Here is a 17,715-nt window from a genome sequence, read left to right as displayed (position 1 = left end):
TCCAGATTCGCAGTCGCCCGCGACACCCTTGCCGTTCGGCTAACTCTTCCCCTTGTCGGGCGAGTAGAGGACTTGCACCTCCAAGTAAGTGCGCCCTGCCGGGCGCACCATAAAAAAAACGCCGCTGACCAGTCAGCGGCGTTTTGCTTTGCGGACCCCGGCATTGCGGCCGGGGCTGGCGTCGGATCAATCGTCGGCGTAGATATTGTTGTCCTTGGTTTCCTTGACGAACAGGGTGCCGATCACGACAGTCGCCAGCGCGACGACGATCGGATACCACAGGCCATAATAAATGTCGCCCTTGAAGGCCACCAGCGCGAAGGCCGTGGTCGGCAGCAAGCCGCCGAACCAGCCGTTACCGATGTGGTAAGGCAGGGACATCGAGGTGTAACGGATACGGGTCGGGAACATTTCCACCAGCATGGCGGCAATCGGGCCATACACCATGGTCACGTACAGCACCAGGATGAACAGCAGCAAGACGACCATCGGCTTGTTGATCTGGTCCGGATCGGCTTTCGCAGGGTAGCCCGCTTCCTTGATGCCGGCGCCCAGTTCTTTCTTGAGTGCTGCTTCGTGGGCCTTGCTTTCCGCATCGAAGTTCAGGCCGTCCGGCGTCATGACGGCGTTAAACGAGGAAAATTCCTTCGTGCCGATGCGCACCTTGGCGATGCTGCCGGCCGGCGCGTCTTCCTTCGTGTAGTTCACCGAGCTGTTCGACAGGAAGCCCGTGGCGATGTCGCACGACGATGGGAACTTCTTGGTGCCCGTCATGTTGAACTGGAAGTGGCAGGATGCAGGATCGGCCACTACCACCACTGGCGAGTTCTTCAGTGCTGCTTCCAGCTGCGGATTGGCGAAGTGGGTCAGGCCGTTGAAGATCGGGAAGTAGGTCAGGGCGGCGATCAGGCAGCCGCCGAGGATGATGTACTTGCGGCCGATGCGGTCGGACAGGGTGCCGAAGAACAGGAAGAACGGCGTAGCCAGCAGCAGGGCGATGGCGACCAGCACGTTGGCCGTTGCCAGGTCCACTTTCAGCGTCTGGATCATGAAGAACAGGGCGTAGAACTGGCCCGTGTACCACACAACAGCCTGGCCGGCGGTCAGGCCGATCAGGGCCAGGATGACGATCTTCAGGTTTTTCCACTGGCCGAACGCTTCCGTCAGTGGCGCTTTCGAGGTCTTGCCCTCGGCCTTCATCTTGGCAAAGGCCGGCGACTCATTCATGGCCAGGCGGATCCATACGGAAATACCCAGCAGGATGACGGAGACCAGGAAGGGAATGCGCCAGCCCCAGGCCTCGAAATCCTTCTCGCCGGTCGCCAGGCGGGTGCCCAGGATGACCATCAGCGACAGGAAGAAGCCCAGGGTTGCCGTGGTTTGTATCCACGCCGTGAACGCGCCGCGCTTGCCTTCAGGCGCGTGTTCGGCCACATAGGTGGCTGCGCCGCCGTACTCGCCGCCCAGCGCCAGGCCTTGCAGGATGCGCAGGAAGACGAGGATGATCGGTGCGGCGATGCCGATGGAGGCATAGCCCGGCAGGAGGCCGACGATGAAAGTGGAGCCGCCCATGATCAAAATGGTGATCAGGAAGGTGTACTTGCGGCCGATCATGTCGCCCAGGCGGCCGAAGACCAGCGCGCCGAACGGACGCACGATGAAGCCGGCGGCAAAGGCCAGCAGCGCGAAGATGAAGGTGGTGGTGGGGTCGCCGATGAAAAATTGCTTGGCGATGATGGATGCCAGCGAACCGTACAGGTAAAAATCGTACCATTCAAAGACGGTGCCGAGTGAGGACGCAAAAATGACCTTGCGTTCTTCGGGCGTAATCGGCGTTCCCTTGGTGGAAAATTTCCGTACGTCGGCCGAGCCGGATGGTGTTGCCATGGTTTGTCTCCCTATGTTTTATAGTGAACCATTGCCGCGGTCTTTTTGACCATTCTTGCAACAGCTGGAGCCGAGTGTGTTCTCCGAACCTTACGTCATGCTTGCTTGAAACTTACACGAAGCTTACTGGTGATGCTCGGCAGAACTTTGCGAACGACCGTACTTTAATGTGCTATTCTGCTTCCGCAGATACCATCATTAACCATATAACATTCCCACAAGGAGACACAGCATGAATGAAGCCGTCATCGTATCGACCGCCCGCACGGGCCTGGCCAAGTCCTGGAAGGGCGCGTTCAACATGACGCACGGCGCCACTCTGGGCGGCCATGTGCTGGCGGCCGCCATCGAGCGCGCGCGCATCGAGGCGGAAGAGGTGGAAGACGTGCTGGTCGGCTGCGCCTTTCCCGAAGGCGCCACGGGCGGCAACATCGCGCGCCAGGCGGCCTTGCGCGGCGGCTGCCCCGTGACGACGGCCGGCATGACCGTCAACCGTTTCTGCTCCTCGGGCTTGCAGGCGATTGCCCTGGCGGCGCAGCGCATCATCGCCGGCGAAGGCGATATCTATGCGGCGGGCGGCGTGGAATCGATTTCCTGCGTGCAAAATGAAATGAATACGCATATGGTTCGCGATGTCTGGCTGCAGCAGCACAAGCCGGAAGTGTACTGGCCCATGCTGCAGACGGCCGAAACCGTGGCCAAGCGCTACCAGATTTCGCGCGAGCGCCAGGATGTGTATGGCGCGCAAAGCCAGCAGCGTGCCGCCGCGGCCCAGGCCGCCGGCCTGTTCGACGCGGAAATCGTGCCGATGACCACCATCATGGGTGTGGCCGACAAGGTCAGCGGCATGCTGGTCTCGCGCGAAGTGACGATCTCTGCCGATGAAGGCATCCGTGCGGACACGACCTACGACGGCGTGGCGAAGATCCGTTCCGCTATACCGGGCGGCGTCATCAGCGCCGGCAATGCCAGCCAGTTTTCCGATGGCGCGGCTATGGCCATCGTGATGAACGCGAAAGTGGCCGAAGCGAAAGGACTGCAGCCGCTGGGCATCTTCCGCGGCTTCGCCGTGGCCGGCTGCGAACCCGATGAAATGGGCATCGGCCCCGTCTACGCGATTCCGAAATTGCTGAAAAAGGCGGGTTTGACGGTAGCCGACATCGGCCTGTGGGAACTCAACGAAGCGTTCGCCGTGCAAGTGCTGTATTGCGCCGACACCCTGGGCATCCCCATGGAGCGCCTGAACGTGAATGGCGGGGCGATTGCCGTCGGCCATCCGTACGGCGTGTCGGGCGCGCGTTTGACGGGCCACGCCTTGATCGAAGGCAAGCGCCGCGGTGTCAAATACGTGGTGGTGACCATGTGCATCGGCGGCGGGCAGGGTGCGGCCGGCCTGTTTGAAGTGCTGTGAGGTAGATTCAACCCAGTCTGCGGGCGGCTTCCAGGGCCGCCCGTTTGCATTCCACCGGTGCGCTCTGCAAAATACGCCGATAGCGGGTACAGTAATGCTTCATTAATAAACAAGCAGCCTGCCACCATGATCAAGCACATCGTTTTCTGGAAGCTCAAAGACCACGCCGAAGGCGCCGACCGCGCCACGAATGCCTTGAAACTGAAAGCCTTGCTCGATTCCTGTTCGGACCTGGTGCCCGGCATCCTGAAATTCGAAGCAGCCGTGGCCCAGCCCGGCCTGGAAGCCACCTACGACATCGTCCTGTACAGCGAGTTCGCCAACCGCGAAGCGCTCGATGCCTACCAGAACCATCCCGAGCACGTGAAAATCAAGCCGTTTTTTGGTGCCGTACGAGAAGCGCGGCAATGCATGGACTACGAAGTGTAAATCCGGGGTCTGACCCCAGCTCTTGCGTTACGGGCTAAATTCTGAATTTCACCCCACAAACAGGATCCCATATGACCACCTACCAACGCATCGTCCTCGCCTCGCGCCCCACGGCCGAAGTCCAGCCGGCACATTTTCGTCTGGAAACTAACGATATTCCCGCCATCACGGAGGGCCAGCTGCTGGTGCGTAACCAGTACCTGTCGCTCGATCCCTACATGCGCGGGCGCATGAGTGCGAATAAAAGCTATGCGGCGCCGCAGGCGCTCGATGAAACCATGATAGGCGGCACGGTGGGCGTGGTGCTCGAATCGAAGCATCCGAAGTTCGCTGCCGGCGACACGGTGGTGGGCACCCTGGGCTGGACGGAAGTGGCCGTGTCGGATGGCACGATGCTGCGCAAGGTCGACACGACGCATATTCCCGCCTCGGCCTACCTGGGCGCCGTCGGCATGCCCGGCATGACGGCCTGGTATGGCTTGAACCAGATCATGGTGCCGAAAGCGGGCGAGACCGTGGTCATGTCGGCCGCCAGCGGCGCCGTGGGCAGCGTCGTGGGCCAACTGGCGAAATTGAAAGGCTGCAGGGTGGTGGGCATCGCCGGCGGCGCCGACAAGTGCGCATATGTTGTCAAGGAGCTGGGTTTCGATGCCTGCGTCGACTACAAGGCGGGCAAGCTGACGGCCGACCTCGAAGCGGCCACGCCGGACGGCATCGACGCCATCTTTGAAAACGTGGGCGGCGCCATCTTCGATGCAGCCCTGGCGCGCACCAACGCCTTTGGCCGCGTGGCCGTGTGCGGCTGGATTGCCGGCTACAACGGCGAGCCGACGCCGCTCGACAATGCGCGCCTGATCCTCACCAACCGCCTCACCGTGCGCGGCTTCATCGTCTCGGAACAGCCGGAATTCTGGCCGCAAGGACTGGCGGAACTGGGTACCTTGGTGGCGACGGGCAAGCTGAAATTCCGCGAATCCGTGGCCGACGGCCTGGCCAGCGCGCCGGAAGCCTTCATCGGCCTGCTGAAAGGGCGTAACTTCGGCAAGCAATTGGTGAAGCTGGGCTAGCCCCCTATGAGGGGCGGGCCGTGCGACAATTGCAGCCCGTCTTTTATTACCAGCCACCATGACTAAGCACACCATCCGCCTCGGCGACTGGGCCACCCTGGGCCTTGATGCCACCGCCATCCGTTTTGAAGTTTTCGTCGATGAGCAGAAAGTGCCGGCCGAGATCGAACTCGACGACATGGACGCTGTCTGCCTGCACGCCGTTGCCTATGACGACACCGGCAACGCCATCGGCACGGGCCGTTTATTGCCAGATGGCCATATCGGCCGCATGGCCGTGCGCCAGCCGGGCCGCGGCACGGGCGTGGGCGGTGCCATCCTGCAATTGCTGATGGAAAAGGCGCGTGAACGGGGAGATGCAGCGGTGGTGCTGAACGCGCAAACCGTGGCCGCGCCATTCTATGCGCGTCACGGTTTCGTGCAGCAGGGGGATGTATTTGAAGAGGCGGCGATTGCGCATGTGGAGATGCGCTTGCAGTTTTAACTGCTGGGGTCATACCCCAGCTAACGTTGGCGCAGAGCTTTGCGTTAGCGGTATTGAGGGTCTGACCCCGGATTTCAATTCTGCGCGTGCGACTGGCGCCATTTATCCAGAATCACGGCCAGCACGATCACGACACCTTTCGCCACATACTGCCAGAATGACGACAGCCCCAGTATCGTCAAGCCATTGTTCATCACGCCGATGATCAGCGCGCCGATGACGGTGCCCCAGACGGAGCCCACGCCGCCCATCAGGCTGGTGCCGCCCAGCACGACGGCCGCGATGGCGTCCAGCTCATAGCCCGTGCCCCAGTTGCCGTTGGCCGCATACAAACGGCTGGCCGACATGGCGCCGCCCAAGCCCGCGAACAGGCCGCTGATCGTGTAGACAAACATCAACACGAGACCGACCTTGATGCCCGTCAAACGTGCCGCCTGGATATTGCCGCCGACAGCGTAGATATGCAGGCCCAGGGTCGTCTTGCGCAGGATGAACCAGGTCAGCACGACGACGGCCGCGGCCAGCCAGATCAGCCAGGGAATGGCCAGGAAGCTGCCGTTGCCCATCCATTCGAAGCTGGGGATTTCCGTGTTCAGCACGCTGGTGCCATCGGCCAGCAGATAGGCGGCGCCGCGCAGCGCCGTCATGGTGCCCAGCGTCACGACGAAGGGATTGAGGCCGACGAGGGCCACCAGCACGCCGTTCAGCGCGCCCAGCAGCAAGCCGACGATCAAAAACGTGGGGATCGAAAAGCCGGCGAACTGGGCCGACAGCGACATCAGCATGCCCGCCACGGCCGAGACGGCCAGCACGGAACCGACGGACAAATCGATGCCGCTGGTGAGAATGACGAAAGTCATGCCGGAGGCCAGCACGATGTTGATCGATACTTGGCGGAAGATATTCATGGTGTTATTGCTGGTCATGAAGGTGGACGTGCCGTCGGCCGAGAAATACACGGTCAGGCCGTACATGGCCAGGTACAGCACGACCAGCACGGGCAGCATGCCCAGGCGGCGCATCAGGTTCGAGGCATTGAAGGGTTCGCCGGCGCGCGCGGCGCCGCTGGTGGTACTCGTTGTCATGGTCAATCTCCTGAATGATTATGCTAATGCGTATTCTTATGCCGCTTCCAGCTGCGTGGCGTAGGCGAGGATGTTTTCCTGCGTGATGTCGTCGCCCGTCACTTCGCCCGTCAGCCGTCCCTCACACATCACCATCACCCGGTCGCAGATGCCGACCAGCTCGGCCAGTTCGCTGGAAATGCACAGCACGGCCGTGCCCGCGTCCGCCAGCTGGTGGATGATCTTGTAAATTTCGCTCTTCGCGCCCACGTCCACGCCCCGCGTCGGTTCGTCGAGGATCAGCACTTTCGGCGCGATGGCCAGCCAGCGCGCCAGCAAGACTTTCTGCTGGTTGCCGCCGGACAAGCCTCCCACGATGCCTTCCGGGCCGGACACCTTGACGTTGAGGTTGGCAATCGCCTCGCGCGTGAGCTGCGTCAGGGCGCCACGGTTGACCACGCCCGCCGTGGAATGCTGCGAGAGGATATTCATCGACATGTTTTCCATGGCCGACAATTGCATGAACAAGCCCAGGCTCTTGCGGTCTTCCGGCAAGTAGCCGATGCCGTGGCGGATCGCCGCCAGCGGCCGCTTGATGTGCACTTCCTGGCCATCGAGCCACACTTGCCCCGATTGCTTCTTGTCGGCGCCAAAGATCAAACGCGCCAGTTCCGTGCGGCCCGCACCGACCAGGCCGGCCAGGCCCGTCACTTCGCCCGCATGCAGGGCAAACGAGGCGGGCTTGACCTTGCCGCCGCCCACGTTTTCCACGCGCAAGCGCTCGGCGCCCCGCGTGGTACGCCGCTGGTGCGAATAAAAGTCGTCGGCAGGGCGGCCCACCATCATTTGCACGACTTTCTTTTGATCCAGCTCATCCTTGCCCAGTTCGCCCACATAGGCGCCGTCGCGCAGCACCGTGATGCGGCGCGCCAGGCGTTCCACCTCGGCCATGCGGTGGCTGATGTACAGCACGGCCAGGCCCTTGTCGCGCTGCTCTTCGATGATGCGGAACAATTGTTCGGTTTCCCGGTCGGACAGGGCGGCAGTGGGCTCGTCCATGATGAGGATGCGGCTTTCGTGCACGAGGGCGCGGGCGATTTCCACCTGCTGCTGCTCGGCAATCGACAGGGCCGATACCATGGTGTCGGCATCGAAGCGGGAACCGAGATCGGCCAGGATGGCATTCGTGCGCGCGCGCATTTCGCCGCCCTTGACGGTCCAGAACGGTCCTTGTGGCTCGCTGCCCATGAAGACGTTCTGCGCCACCGTCATGTTCTTGGCCACGCTGAGTTCCTGGTAAATCAGGTTGATGCCCAGCGCGCGGGCCTCGCCCGGGTTGCGGATCTTGATCGGCTTGCCGTCGAGAATGATCTCGCCCGCATCCGGCGTGTACACGCCCGAGAGGATTTTCATCAGGGTGCTCTTGCCGGCGCCATTCTCGCCCATCACGGCATGGATTTCGCCGCTGCGCACCGTCAGGTGCACGCCGCGCAGCGCGCGCGTGGCGCCAAAGCGCTTCTCGATGCCGCGCATTTCAAAAATAATATCGTCGCTCATGACTGTCCTTCCTTGCTGGTGAAACTGGCGCCGCCGGCCTGCGGGCAGGCGGCGCCACGTGGTTCAGGTCAGGCAGATCAGTTCTTTACCCAGCCCGTATAGGTGGCGACGTTTTCCTTGGTGATGGCCGGGGTCGGCAACAGCACCATGGTCTGTTTCGGTGTACGGCCATTCATGATGTCGTAGCCCATCTGCACGGCGTCAGTGGCCATGCGGTAGGGGTTTTGCGCCGAGGTGGCGGCAAACAGGCCGGCCTTGTTTTTCAGGGCATTCTGGCCGTCGGGTGCCCCATCGACGGCCGTGATCAGTTTCACGTCCGTGCGCTTCGATTGCTTGATCGCCAGTTCGGCGCCGATGCCCGTCGGATCATTGATGGCGAATACGGCGTCGATCTTCGGATGGGCCGTCAGCAAGTTCGACATCACGGTCATGCCGCCATCGCGGCTGCCGCCCGCGTTCTGGTTGTCGGACAGGATCTTGATATCCTTGAACGCGGCCAGGGTTTTCTTGCAGCCGTTGACGCGGTCGATCACGGATGTGACCGGCGGGCCGTTGAGGATCACCACATTGCCCTTGCCGCCGATCTGCTTGGCCAGGTAGGCGCACGAGACGTCGCCAGCCATGGTGTTGTCGGACATCACGGTAGCCGAGGCGCCCACGGCGCCTACGTCGACGGCGATCACGACCACGCCCGCATTGCGCGCTTTCTTGATGGCTGGCGCGATGCCCTTGGAATCGACGGCGTTCAGGATGATGATGTCGGTTTTATTGGCGATGAAGTTCTCGATCTGGTCCACCTGGGTGTTCAGGTCATACTTGCTGGACACAGTGGTGACTCTCACGCCCGGGCCGCCCAGCTTTTTCGCGCTTTCTTCCGCGCCGCGGCCAATGGCCACGAAGAAGGGGTTGGCCAGGTCTCCCACGCTGACGCCGATCGATTTCAGCGGTTTGTCGGCGGCAAAAGCGCCGCAGGCGGCGGACAGCAGCAGGGTGGCGGTAATGACTTTTTTCATGAGGATCTCCAAGGGTTTTTATTGTAAAAACAAACGGTGCTACGGTGAAAACTTAGTGACTGCGCAATTTCTCGATCATGGCGTCCAGCTTGCCCGCATCGACGGCAAAGCCGCGGATGCCTTCGGCCAGCTTTTCGGTCGCCATCGCATCGTCGTTCAAGGCGTAGCGGAATGCCGTCTCGTCATACGTGACGGTCGGTTGCGCCGCGCCCAGGTCGCCGCCCAGGGCGCGCTCGAACGGTACGCTTGATGCTTCCAGCTTGGCCAGCAAGTCCGGGCTGATGGTCAGCAAGTCGCAGCCGGACAAGGCTGTGATCTGGCCCACGTTGCGGAAGCTGGCGCCCATTACTTGCGTGGCGATGCCATGTTGCTTGTAGTAATTAAAGATGCGCGTGACCGATTGCACGCCCGGATCGTTGGACAGGCTGCGCGCCGCTTCGTCCCATGCCGCGCCCAAGGACTTCTTGTGCCAGTCGTAGATGCGGCCCACGAACGGCGAAATCAGGCGTACTTTGGCATCGGCGCAGGCGACGGCCTGGCAAAACGCGAACAGCAGGGTCAGGTTGCAAAAGATGCCATCTTTTTCCAGTTCGCGCGCCGCCTGGATGCCTTCCCAGGTGGCCGCGATCTTGATCAGCACGCGCTCGCGTTTCACGCCTGCTTGCTCGTACAGGGCGATCAAACGGCGCGCCCGGGCCACGGTGGCGGCGCGGTCAAAGCTCAAACGGGCATCGACTTCCGTCGACACGCGGCCCGGCACGACCTTTAAAATTTCCAGGCCGAAGCGCACCAGCACTTCATCGACGATGTCGTCCAGAGTAGCGGCTTTGTGCGCGGCGACCGTGCTTTCCAGCAAGGGCGCGTAATCGGGCTGCAGCACGGCCTTTAAAATCAGCGACGGGTTGGTGGTGGCGTCTTGCGGGGCAAAACGGGCCAGTTGCAAGAAGTCGCCCGTGTCGGCGACGACGGTGCTGTATTGCTTCAATTGCTGCAGTTGATTCAGTTGATTCATTGCTGCTTATCCTTTGCTGAGTTGGTGCAAGGCTTGCACGGCGGGAAACAGGCTACGGTAGCGACCGTAGCGCAGGCTCAAGGCTGCGCTGCGCGCGGCATCGGGCAGGAAAGTATTTTTGATGGGCAAGCCCTGCGTCAGCAGGCTGGTGTCGCCGATGGCGGCAAAGCCCAGCTTGGCCGCGCCCAGGCTGGCCGACAGTTCGCTGTTGTGCAGGGTGCGCATTTCGCGTCCCAGCACATTGGCCAGCAGCTGCGCCCAGTACTGGCTGCGCGCGCCGCCGCCCACCAGCATGCAGTGGGGTACCACTGCACCGGTCGAGGTGACGGCCGCCATGGCGTCGCGCAAGGCAAAGGCCACGCCTTCGAGCACGGCGTAGCCGAGCTGCGCCGGCGTGCTGTCGTGGCCCAGTTGCAGGAAGGCGCCGCGTACTTGCGGGTCGTTATGCGGCGTGCGCTCGCCCGACAGATACGGCAGGAACAGGGGCGCCGAGGGGGGGATGGCCGTATCGAGCGGCAAGCCCGCTTCCACCAGCGCCAGCAGGGCCGCCTCGTCGGGCTGGCCCAGCACGTTGGTCGCCCAGCGCAGACAGCTGGCGCCCGACAGGATCGCTCCCATCGCATACCAGCGCCCGGGCAGGGCGTGACAAAAGCTGTGCACGCCGCCGGCCGGGTTGCCCAAAGGTTGTTCGGTGACGGAAACGATGGCGGCGCTGGTGCCCAGCGAGATAAAACTGTCGCCGCCGTTGACGGCGCCGATGCCCACGGCCGAGACGGGATTGTCGCCGCCACCACCGGCCACCACCACGTTCGCTGGCAATCCCAGCTGGTCGGCGATGGCGGCCAGCACGGTGCCCGTGGCCGCATCGCCTTCGGCCAGTGCCGGCATCTGTTCCAGTGCCAGGCCGCAGGCGGCCAGCATGGGGGCGTACCAGGCGCGCTTGGCCTCGTCCAGCCACAGGGTGCCGGCCGCGTCGGACATGTCTGTCAGTTTGATGCCCGTCAAGCGCAGGCGTACATAGTCTTTCGGTGACAGCACGCAGGCGATGGAGGCAAAGGCATCAGGCTCGTGGGCTTGCAGCCACAGCAATTTTGGCGCCGTCAGGCCTGCCATGGGCAGGCTGCCCGTCACGTCCGCATACGCGGGATAGTCGCGCGCCAGTGCGGCGGCCTCGGCCTCGGCGCGCGCATCGTTCCACAGGATGGCGGGACGGATCACGCTATCGTTGGCGTCGAGCAGCACGGCGCCATGCATCTGGCCCGACAGGCCGATGCAGGCGATGCGCGCGTAGTCCTGCGGCCAGCCGGCGCGCAGCTGGCCCAGCGCGTTGACGCAGGCGGCCCACCAGTCCTGCGGCGCTTGTTCGGACCAGCCCGGCTGCGGGCGGCTCACGTCCAGGCGCACGAAAGCCTGGCCGCGCACCTTGCCAGTGCTGTCCATTAGCACGGTTTTCAGTTCGGAGGTACCGAGGTCGATACCGAGGGAAATCGCTGGATGCATATTGGTTTGTTGTAAAAGGTCAGGGGCAGCCGCAGGAATTGCGCACGCGCAAGGCCGGCGACAAGCGCTGCACATGCTGGGTGCGGCCCGGGTTGGCGATACGTTCGATCAACAGGTCGACGGCCATGGCGCCCAGCTCTTCGAGCGGCTGGGCCATCACCGTCAGGCGGGGGCTGAAATAATCGGCCCAGTCGAAATCATCGAAGCCGGCCAGGGCCACGTCTTGCGGTACCGCAATGTGGGCATCGCGCAAGGCGTGCATGGTGCCGATGGTCATCAGGTTATTGCCGGCCACGATGGCCGTCGGACGTTGTTCGGGGGCCAGCGCCAGCAGTTCGCGCGTGGCCGCGCCGCTGCGCTCCAGCTTGGAGTCGCCCGAGCGCAGCAGTTCGGGATCAAAAACGATGTTGGCGCGCTGCAAGGCCAGGCGGTAGCCTGCGATGCGCTCGTCCGTCGTGGACAGGCCGGGCGCGCCCGCGATGAAGCCGATGCGGCGGTGGCCGTGGGCCGCGATCAGGTGCTGCACCAGCTGCGCTGTCGCCTCGATGTTTTCTACGCCCACCTGGTCGAACGGTTGCGCCGACATGCGGTCGACCAGCACGGAAGCGATCTTGTTGCTGGTCAAATAGTCGAGGGTACGGTTATGCGGATCGCCCGAGGGCGCCAGCACGATGCCGTCGACCCGGCGCTGGTGCAAGTTCTGCACCACTTTGAGTTCTTGCGCGGGATCGTCATGCGTATCGGAAAACAGCATCATCAAGCCGTGGCGCGTGCAGGCCGCCTCGATGGCGCGCACGGTTTCGCTGAAGTAATGATTGGTGAAGGCGGAAATGGCCACGCCGATGGTGCCCGAGGACGAGCCGGCCAGCGCGCGTGCCAGCATGTTCGGCACATAGCCGATCTGCTGCATGGCCGCGTTGACGGCGGCGACGGTTTTCGGGCTGACCTTGCGGGTACCGTTGAGTACGTGTGAAACGGTCGACAGCGATACGTCCGCCGCGCGCGCTACATCTTCCATGGTGGCCATGGTGTCTCCTGATGGTTTCTTATTATTATGTGTTGCGATTGGGGGCGGCTGTGTCGCCGCGTTTGAATCTATCGTAAACAAAAGAAAGCGCTTGCGCAAGCGCTTTCTTTTTTTGCGCGAACGATATTTTGCCAAGACAAGGAAGCCGTGCAGGAGGGAATGGATACGGAAAACAGGGCGGAGCCGGACGGTGCCGGCCCCGCAAGAATTACTGAATTACCAGCTCATGCAGTTCGCCGGGAGAATCCGGGAACAGTTTCACGACGGTGGAAGTGCGCGTGCCGTAGCCCGGGGCTTCGATGCAGACGGCGGAGAGTACGCGCTCGAGGTCGAGCGGCACGCCCGTGTCGGGCAGGCGGAAGTCGGGCGCGCGCGTGGTGTCGGCCAGCATGTCGAAATAGGCGTCGTCGGGTGCACCCTGGCACAGCAGGCTGGCGAACTGGGCCTTGGTCTTCAAGACTTTCGGCCACGGCGCGTCCAGCAGGGCGTTCGACAGGCCGTAGATGCCCGGTTCCAGCGGCTGGCCATTGCGCGCATCGCCATCGCCGCGGTTGGAAAACCAGATCAGCGTATGCGCGTCGCCCAGCACCAGGTTGAAGCCGTTGTAGGCTTTGCATCCGGGGCGGATTTGCGCGATGTAATCTTGTGGCGACATATTGCCGGCCAGATAGTCGGCCACCAGGGCGCCGCGCGAAGGGGCGTCCGGGTTGCGGTCTTGCGGGCTGCGGATGTTGGTGATGGCGGCAAAGCGCGAGCTGCCGCTGCCGGCCTGGGTGATGCCCATCCAGCTGCCGCCCGCCTGCAGGTCACGACCCGCATACACTTGCGGGTGTTCGGGCCAGGCGCCGGCGGGGGCGCTGGCGCGTTCATAGAATTCGTCGCGGTTGGCGGCGGCAATCAGCGGGATGTGCGGATTGACTTTCCAGGCAAAAACGATCAGGCACATGGAGGCAAATCCATGAACACTTCCATATGGCGCGCGCCGGCCGTCAGGGCCAGCAAGCCCGCCTCGTCGGCGGCAGCGGCCAGCAGTTCGGCAAAGCCTTCACCGACGACGGGATAGATTTCCATCCACGTCTGCAAGCCATCCTTCACTTCCGGGCGGCGCTTCAGTTGCGGCGCCACGCCAGAGGCAGCGGCCAGTTTCGCTTGCATGGCGCGCACGCGCGCTTCCAGCGCCTGAGCGTGCTCTTCCTTTACCTGATAGTAAATGTACAAATCTTTCATGGCATTCTCACAAATCGAGTGCGTCGAGCACGTAAGGCATGGGCAGGAACTGCACGTGAACACCCTGGGCCGAGCCGTAGCGCACGGCGCCGGCTGCGCTTGAACCTTCTGCTATCGCCCCCAACTTCATTTCAACGAGGGCGTCGATACCACCGCTGCCGTTCGGCGCGGCGTTGACGACCATGCCGCAAGGCTGGTCCGGGTCGCTGACGGCAAACAGTTCGCCACCGGCCACTGCCGCTGCGTCAGCGATGCTGACGAGGGTAGTGCGGCGCTTGAGCTTGCCAAGGTACTGGCTGCGCGCGACGATTTCCTGGCCAGGGTAGCAGCCTTTCTTGAAATTGACGCCGCCCAGCAGCTCAAAGTTGATCATTTGCGGCACGAATTGCTCTTGCGTGGCGGCCGTGATCTGCGGGATGCCCGCATGGATTTCCGACAGGCGCCAGCAATCATTGCCGCCTTTCGCCAGCTGTTGCGCCAGTTGCGGCCACACGTCGCGCGCCGTGGCGGCGGAGGTCAGCCATTCATAGCGGGCGCTGCCAAAGGCGTCTGCCACGCGCAGCAGGGTGCCCAGTGCATGCTCGACCTTGCTGAACGGCGTGGCGGGCAGCGCCGGAAACCAGGCGGACAGTGCCGCGCTGGCCCTTAGTCCACCGAGGCCCAGGATGACCTGGTTCGCTGCATCAAAGGACGCATCGTGCAGCTTGGCCTTGGCGCGCAGCACGAACATCTGCAAGCGCTTCTGAATGGCAGGCTGCAGGGTGCGCGGCAATTGCAGATAAATGGTGGTGGCATTGCGCCACATCAGGAAACTGGCCAGCAGCCGGCCTTTCGGCGTGCAGTAGCCGGCCAGGCGCACTTGCTCCTGGCTCAGGTGTTCCACGTCGTTGGTCAGCTGGCCGTGCAGGAAACTGGCTGCCTCGTCGCCGTTCAAGCCGATCAAGCCCTGGTCCGTGATAGCCGCGACAAAACCTTCTTGCAGCTGGGACACTGTCAGGGACTGGCCGAAATCGTGGATAGTGACGGCGGCGATAGGGGCTGTGCTGTCAGGCGCGCCATCGATGGCAGCGGGACGGGCGCCTTGGGCGGTTAAAAATTGATTCCAGTTATTCATAATTTCCATTAGATCAGCGATTAAGCATTATCATTACGGGTTCATTATAGTGATGTCGCGCAGATTGCGTCGGCAGCGGCAAGATTGCCAGTGTTGGCGCCGCTTTGCGCGCACTTGCTTCACAAATGAACGATCATAACAAGCGCGCGTTGCTCGCCAGCGCCCGCATCACAAGAATCGGAACAATGGCTTTCTTTAAAAAACTTGTAGTCAGTTCAGTCATCGCCGCCATCGGCGTCGGTGGTACTTTTGTGTATTGGGCGCAGCAGCCCATCACCACGGAAGGCGAGGCGATCCCGTTTACGATCGCGCCGGGCAGCGGTGCGCATGCGGCCGGCCAGCAAATCGCGGACGCGGGCGTGCCCATCGTGCCCATCCTGTTCAACATGCTGGCGCGCATCGAAGGCAAGACCTCGAAGATCAAGGCCGGTTCCTACGAGCTGAAACCGGGCACCACGCCACAGCGCCTGATCACGCAGCTGGCACGCGGTGAATTCGCCCAGGAATCCCTGACCATCATCGAAGGCTGGACTTTCAAGCAAATGCGCCTGGCCATGGCCAACCACCCGGGCCTCAAGCATGACACCGTGGGGCTGTCCGACAAGGAACTGATGGCGAAGATCAGTCCCGAATATGTGTTGCCGGAAGGCTTGTTCTTCCCTGATACGTATCTGTTTGCCAAGGGCGCCAGCGAGATGCAGATTTTCAAGCAGGCGCACACGGCCATGATAGGCCGCCTGTCCGAAGCGTGGTTCAAGCGCGATCCGGCCCTGCCATATAAAAACCCGTACGAGGCGCTGATCATGGCTTCCATCGTGGAAAAGGAAACGGGACAAAAGTCCGAACGGGCCATGATCGCCGGCGTGTTCGTCAACCGCCTGAAAACAGGCATGTTGCTGCAGACGGACCCGACCGTGATCTATGGCATGGGCGACAACTACCAGGGCAAGATCCGCAAACGCGACCTGGAAGCGGACACCCCGTACAATACCTACACGCGCGGCGGCTTGCCGCCCACGCCGATCGCCCTGGCTGGCGCGCAATCGCTGACGGCGGCGCTGGCGCCGGCCCGCACGCAAGCGCTGTATTTCGTCGCGCGCGGCGACGGCACCAGCCAGTTCTCGGCCAACTTGCCCGACCATAACCGCGCCGTGAACCAGTATCAGCGCTAATATCATTATCAGATTAAGAGTTTCATGACACAACACTATCAACCCCGCTTCATCACCTTCGAAGGCATCGATGGCGCGGGCAAGTCGACGCATATCGGCTTTGTCACCGATTACCTGCAGCAGCGGGGCGTGACCCTCGTCTCGTCGCGCGAACCGGGCGGCACCAGCCTGGGCGAAAAGCTGCGCGAACTGCTGCTGCATGAAAAAATGCACCTGGAAACGGAAGCCTTGCTGATGTTCGCCAGCCGCCGCGAACACATCGCGCAAGTCATCGCACCCGCCCTGGAACGGGGCGAGTGGGTCATTTCCGACCGTTTCACCGATGCCAGCTTCGCCTACCAGGGCGGCGGCCGGGGCATGGACTTGCGCAAGATGGAAGCGCTGGAAGCATGGGTGCATCCGCATCTGCAGCCGGACCTGACGTTCCTGTTCGACGTGCCGCTGGCCGTGGCCCGCGCCCGCCTGGATGCCACGCGCGCGCTCGACAAGTTCGAGCAGGAGCGATCGGACTTCTTTGCCGCCACGCGCAACGAGTATCTGCGCCGCGCCGCCCAGTTCCCTGAACGCTTCCGCATCATCGATTCCACGCAAAGCATCGCTGACATCCAGGTACAGCTTGCGCAACTGCTTGATGTTTTACTTGAACAAAGCATTGCAACACGCTGATTTACAAGGAATAAAATGACCAGTCCTCTCTATCCTTGGCAACAGGACGCCTGGCAGCAGTTGCAAGCCTTGCGTCCGCGCATGCCGCACGCCATCCTGTTCCATGGCGCGCAGGGCATCGGCAAGGCCGACTTTATCGAGCATTTCGCGCAGGCCTTGCTGTGCGAAGACGTGCGCGCCGACGGCCATGCCTGCGGCGCGTGCGCCTCGTGCGGCTGGTTTAGCCAGGGCAACCACCCCGATTACCGCAGGGTCCGTCCGGAAGCGCTAGAGGACGAGGTGGCCGACGACGGCGAAGAGGGCGATGGCGCGAAGAAAAGCGCCAAGACCAAGACGCCATCGAAAGACATCAAGATCGAGCAGATCCGCAACCTGGCCGACTTCATGAACATTTCCACGCACCGGCAAGGCTTGCGCGTGGTGGTGCTGTATCCGGCCGAAGCACTTAACACGCCCGCCTCGAACGCCTTGCTGAAAACCCTGGAAGAACCGCCGCCGGGCACCCTGTTCCTGCTGGCATCGAACAGCCTGGACCGATTGCTGCCGACGATATTGTCGCGCTGCAGGAAATTTTCCTTGCCCATGCCCAGCCACGAGCAGGCGTTGACGTGGCTCAAGGCGCAAGGCTTGAACGATGCGGACAGCTGGCTGCGCGAGCAAGGCGGCGCACCGCTGGCCGCGCTGGCCCAGTCCGAGTCGGGCGGCCGCGAAGAAACGGAACAGTTGCTGCAAGTGTTGGCCAATCCCGGCGTGGAAGCGGCCCTGAAGGCGGCGGATAAATTGCAGAAGGCGCCGCTGGCGCCGCTGGTGGCATCACTGCAGCGCTGGCTGTACGACGTGTTTTCCGTCAAATTGTCCGGTACCATCCGCTACTACCCGCGCCACCGGCGCGAGCTGGAAGCGCTGGCCGGACGCATCAACGTCAGCCGGTTGATGGCCGCCATCAAGGCCGCCAACGAACGCCGGGCAATTGCCGAACATCCCTTGTCGCCCAAGTTGTTCCTGGAAGACATGCTGCTCGATTACTCTTCCAGTTGCCAATAAAATCAATCACTTGCCTTGCGAAGTTAATCCAAATTATCTCT

17 protein-coding genes are annotated in these 17,715 nt (G+C 62.4%); 7 read left to right on the top strand and 10 right to left on the bottom strand.

Translation table 11 applies throughout. The features are described 5' to 3' along the window. Nucleotides 1-186: 186 nt before the first annotated feature. The gene (locus tag ACQ4WP_RS16365; RefSeq protein ID WP_436522396.1) at nt 187-1,887 is read right to left on the bottom strand and encodes an MFS transporter; all 1,701 of its coding nucleotides are present in this window, start codon (nt 1,885-1,887) and stop codon (nt 187-189) included. A gap of 232 nt (nt 1,888-2,119) precedes the next feature. Between ACQ4WP_RS16365 and ACQ4WP_RS16360 the strand changes: the two genes are divergently transcribed. The 4 genes from ACQ4WP_RS16360 to ACQ4WP_RS16345 all read left to right on the top strand — a co-directional run bounded on the left by ACQ4WP_RS16360 (nt 2,120) and on the right by ACQ4WP_RS16345 (nt 5,278). Continuing rightward, nucleotides 2,120-3,298 (top strand): acetyl-CoA C-acyltransferase, encoded by a 1,179-nt coding sequence (locus tag ACQ4WP_RS16360; RefSeq protein ID WP_436522394.1) that lies wholly within the window; start codon nt 2,120-2,122, stop codon nt 3,296-3,298. Between the two features lie 126 nt (nt 3,299-3,424). After that, the gene (locus ACQ4WP_RS16355; RefSeq protein ID WP_436522392.1) at nt 3,425-3,727 is read left to right on the top strand and encodes a Dabb family protein; all 303 of its coding nucleotides are present in this window, start codon (nt 3,425-3,427) and stop codon (nt 3,725-3,727) included. 71 nt (nt 3,728-3,798) lie between these two features. Continuing rightward, nucleotides 3,799-4,794: an NADP-dependent oxidoreductase gene (locus tag ACQ4WP_RS16350; protein ID WP_436522390.1), complete on the top strand. Its 996-nt coding sequence runs from the start codon at nt 3,799-3,801 to the stop codon at nt 4,792-4,794. Between the two features lie 58 nt (nt 4,795-4,852). Further along, on the top strand, nt 4,853-5,278 hold the full coding sequence (locus ACQ4WP_RS16345) for a GNAT family N-acetyltransferase (protein ID WP_436522388.1): 426 nt from the start codon (nt 4,853-4,855) through the stop codon (nt 5,276-5,278). Between the two features lie 74 nt (nt 5,279-5,352). Here the strand turns inward: ACQ4WP_RS16345 and ACQ4WP_RS16340 are convergent, their stop codons facing one another. The 9 genes from ACQ4WP_RS16340 to ygfZ all read right to left on the bottom strand — a co-directional run bounded on the left by ACQ4WP_RS16340 (nt 5,353) and on the right by ygfZ (nt 14,801). Continuing rightward, the gene (locus ACQ4WP_RS16340) at nt 5,353-6,363 is read right to left on the bottom strand and encodes an ABC transporter permease subunit (RefSeq protein ID WP_436522386.1); all 1,011 of its coding nucleotides are present in this window, start codon (nt 6,361-6,363) and stop codon (nt 5,353-5,355) included. Nucleotides 6,364-6,399: 36 nt separating this feature from the next. Further along, nucleotides 6,400-7,899 carry a sugar ABC transporter ATP-binding protein gene (locus ACQ4WP_RS16335; protein ID WP_436522384.1) on the bottom strand — a complete coding sequence of 500 codons (1,500 nt, stop codon included), beginning with the start codon at nt 7,897-7,899 and terminating at the stop codon, nt 6,400-6,402. Nucleotides 7,900-7,976: 77 nt separating this feature from the next. Beyond that, nucleotides 7,977-8,912 (bottom strand): ABC transporter substrate-binding protein, encoded by a 936-nt coding sequence (locus ACQ4WP_RS16330; protein WP_436522382.1) that lies wholly within the window; start codon nt 8,910-8,912, stop codon nt 7,977-7,979. Between the two features lie 52 nt (nt 8,913-8,964). Beyond that, complete coding sequence (tal, locus tag ACQ4WP_RS16325) at nt 8,965-9,915, bottom strand: transaldolase (RefSeq protein WP_436522406.1); 951 nt, start codon at nt 9,913-9,915, stop codon at nt 8,965-8,967. Nucleotides 9,916-9,930: 15 nt separating this feature from the next. Then, on the bottom strand, nt 9,931-11,412 hold the full coding sequence (gene xylB / locus ACQ4WP_RS16320; protein ID WP_436522404.1) for a xylulokinase: 1,482 nt from the start codon (nt 11,410-11,412) through the stop codon (nt 9,931-9,933). A 31-nt stretch (nt 11,413-11,443) separates the two neighbouring features. Next, nucleotides 11,444-12,451: a LacI family DNA-binding transcriptional regulator gene (locus ACQ4WP_RS16315; RefSeq protein WP_436522380.1), complete on the bottom strand. Its 1,008-nt coding sequence runs from the start codon at nt 12,449-12,451 to the stop codon at nt 11,444-11,446. Nucleotides 12,452-12,659: 208 nt separating this feature from the next. Next, the gene (locus tag ACQ4WP_RS16310; protein ID WP_436522378.1) at nt 12,660-13,397 is read right to left on the bottom strand and encodes an NRDE family protein; all 738 of its coding nucleotides are present in this window, start codon (nt 13,395-13,397) and stop codon (nt 12,660-12,662) included. Further along, on the bottom strand, nt 13,388-13,678 hold the full coding sequence (locus ACQ4WP_RS16305) for a DUF4936 family protein (RefSeq protein WP_436522376.1): 291 nt from the start codon (nt 13,676-13,678) through the stop codon (nt 13,388-13,390). Before ACQ4WP_RS16305 ends, ACQ4WP_RS16310 begins: the two co-directional genes overlap by 10 nt. A gap of 7 nt (nt 13,679-13,685) precedes the next feature. Further along, complete coding sequence (gene ygfZ / locus ACQ4WP_RS16300) at nt 13,686-14,801, bottom strand: CAF17-like 4Fe-4S cluster assembly/insertion protein YgfZ (RefSeq protein WP_436522374.1); 1,116 nt, start codon at nt 14,799-14,801, stop codon at nt 13,686-13,688. A 176-nt stretch (nt 14,802-14,977) separates the two neighbouring features. Here ygfZ and mltG point away from each other — a divergent pair, with 176 nt between their 5' ends. From mltG to ACQ4WP_RS16285, 3 genes are read left to right on the top strand one after another with little or no spacing between them, the layout of a single operon-like run. Continuing rightward, nucleotides 14,978-15,964, top strand: coding sequence for an endolytic transglycosylase MltG (mltG, locus tag ACQ4WP_RS16295; protein WP_436522372.1), 987 nt, complete (start codon nt 14,978-14,980; stop codon nt 15,962-15,964). 24 nt (nt 15,965-15,988) lie between these two features. Next, complete coding sequence (gene tmk, locus ACQ4WP_RS16290) at nt 15,989-16,630, top strand: dTMP kinase (RefSeq protein ID WP_436522370.1); 642 nt, start codon at nt 15,989-15,991, stop codon at nt 16,628-16,630. 15 nt (nt 16,631-16,645) lie between these two features. After that, entirely contained in the window at nt 16,646-17,674 is a 1,029-nt protein-coding gene (locus ACQ4WP_RS16285) for a DNA polymerase III subunit delta' (RefSeq protein ID WP_436522368.1), read from the top strand. Nucleotides 17,675-17,715 lie beyond the last annotated feature (41 nt).

This window comes from Janthinobacterium lyxosi, from assembly GCF_051380665.1.
In the GTDB taxonomy this organism is placed as follows: Bacteria; Pseudomonadota; Gammaproteobacteria; order Burkholderiales; family Burkholderiaceae_D; genus Janthinobacterium.
The sequence above is the reverse complement of the archived record's forward strand: the minus strand, read 5'-3'. Positions and strand labels throughout refer to the sequence as shown.

Bases quoted from the DNA above. Each gene is read 5' to 3' on its own strand.
- ACQ4WP_RS16355 (WP_436522392.1), top strand. From the start codon at position 3,425: ATGATCAAGCACATCGTTTTCTGGAAGCTCAAAGACCACGCCGAAGGC.
- ACQ4WP_RS16315 (WP_436522380.1), bottom strand. From the start codon at position 12,451: ATGGCCACCATGGAAGATGTAGCGCGCGCGGCGGACGTATCGCTGTCG.
- ACQ4WP_RS16305 (WP_436522376.1), bottom strand. From the start codon at position 13,678: ATGAAAGATTTGTACATTTACTATCAGGTAAAGGAAGAGCACGCTCAG.
- ACQ4WP_RS16285 (WP_436522368.1), top strand. From the start codon at position 16,646: ATGACCAGTCCTCTCTATCCTTGGCAACAGGACGCCTGGCAGCAGTTG.
- ACQ4WP_RS16350 (WP_436522390.1), top strand. From the start codon at position 3,799: ATGACCACCTACCAACGCATCGTCCTCGCCTCGCGCCCCACGGCCGAA.
- ACQ4WP_RS16330 (WP_436522382.1), bottom strand. From the start codon at position 8,912: ATGAAAAAAGTCATTACCGCCACCCTGCTGCTGTCCGCCGCCTGCGGC.
- tmk (WP_436522370.1), top strand. From the start codon at position 15,989: ATGACACAACACTATCAACCCCGCTTCATCACCTTCGAAGGCATCGAT.
- ACQ4WP_RS16335 (WP_436522384.1), bottom strand. From the start codon at position 7,899: ATGAGCGACGATATTATTTTTGAAATGCGCGGCATCGAGAAGCGCTTT.
- ACQ4WP_RS16340 (WP_436522386.1), bottom strand. From the start codon at position 6,363: ATGACAACGAGTACCACCAGCGGCGCCGCGCGCGCCGGCGAACCCTTC.
- mltG (WP_436522372.1), top strand. From the start codon at position 14,978: ATGGCTTTCTTTAAAAAACTTGTAGTCAGTTCAGTCATCGCCGCCATC.
- ACQ4WP_RS16310 (WP_436522378.1), bottom strand. From the start codon at position 13,397: ATGTGCCTGATCGTTTTTGCCTGGAAAGTCAATCCGCACATCCCGCTG.
- ACQ4WP_RS16345 (WP_436522388.1), top strand. From the start codon at position 4,853: ATGACTAAGCACACCATCCGCCTCGGCGACTGGGCCACCCTGGGCCTT.
- ACQ4WP_RS16365 (WP_436522396.1), bottom strand. From the start codon at position 1,887: ATGGCAACACCATCCGGCTCGGCCGACGTACGGAAATTTTCCACCAAG.
- ACQ4WP_RS16360 (WP_436522394.1), top strand. From the start codon at position 2,120: ATGAATGAAGCCGTCATCGTATCGACCGCCCGCACGGGCCTGGCCAAG.
- ygfZ (WP_436522374.1), bottom strand. From the start codon at position 14,801: ATGGAAATTATGAATAACTGGAATCAATTTTTAACCGCCCAAGGCGCC.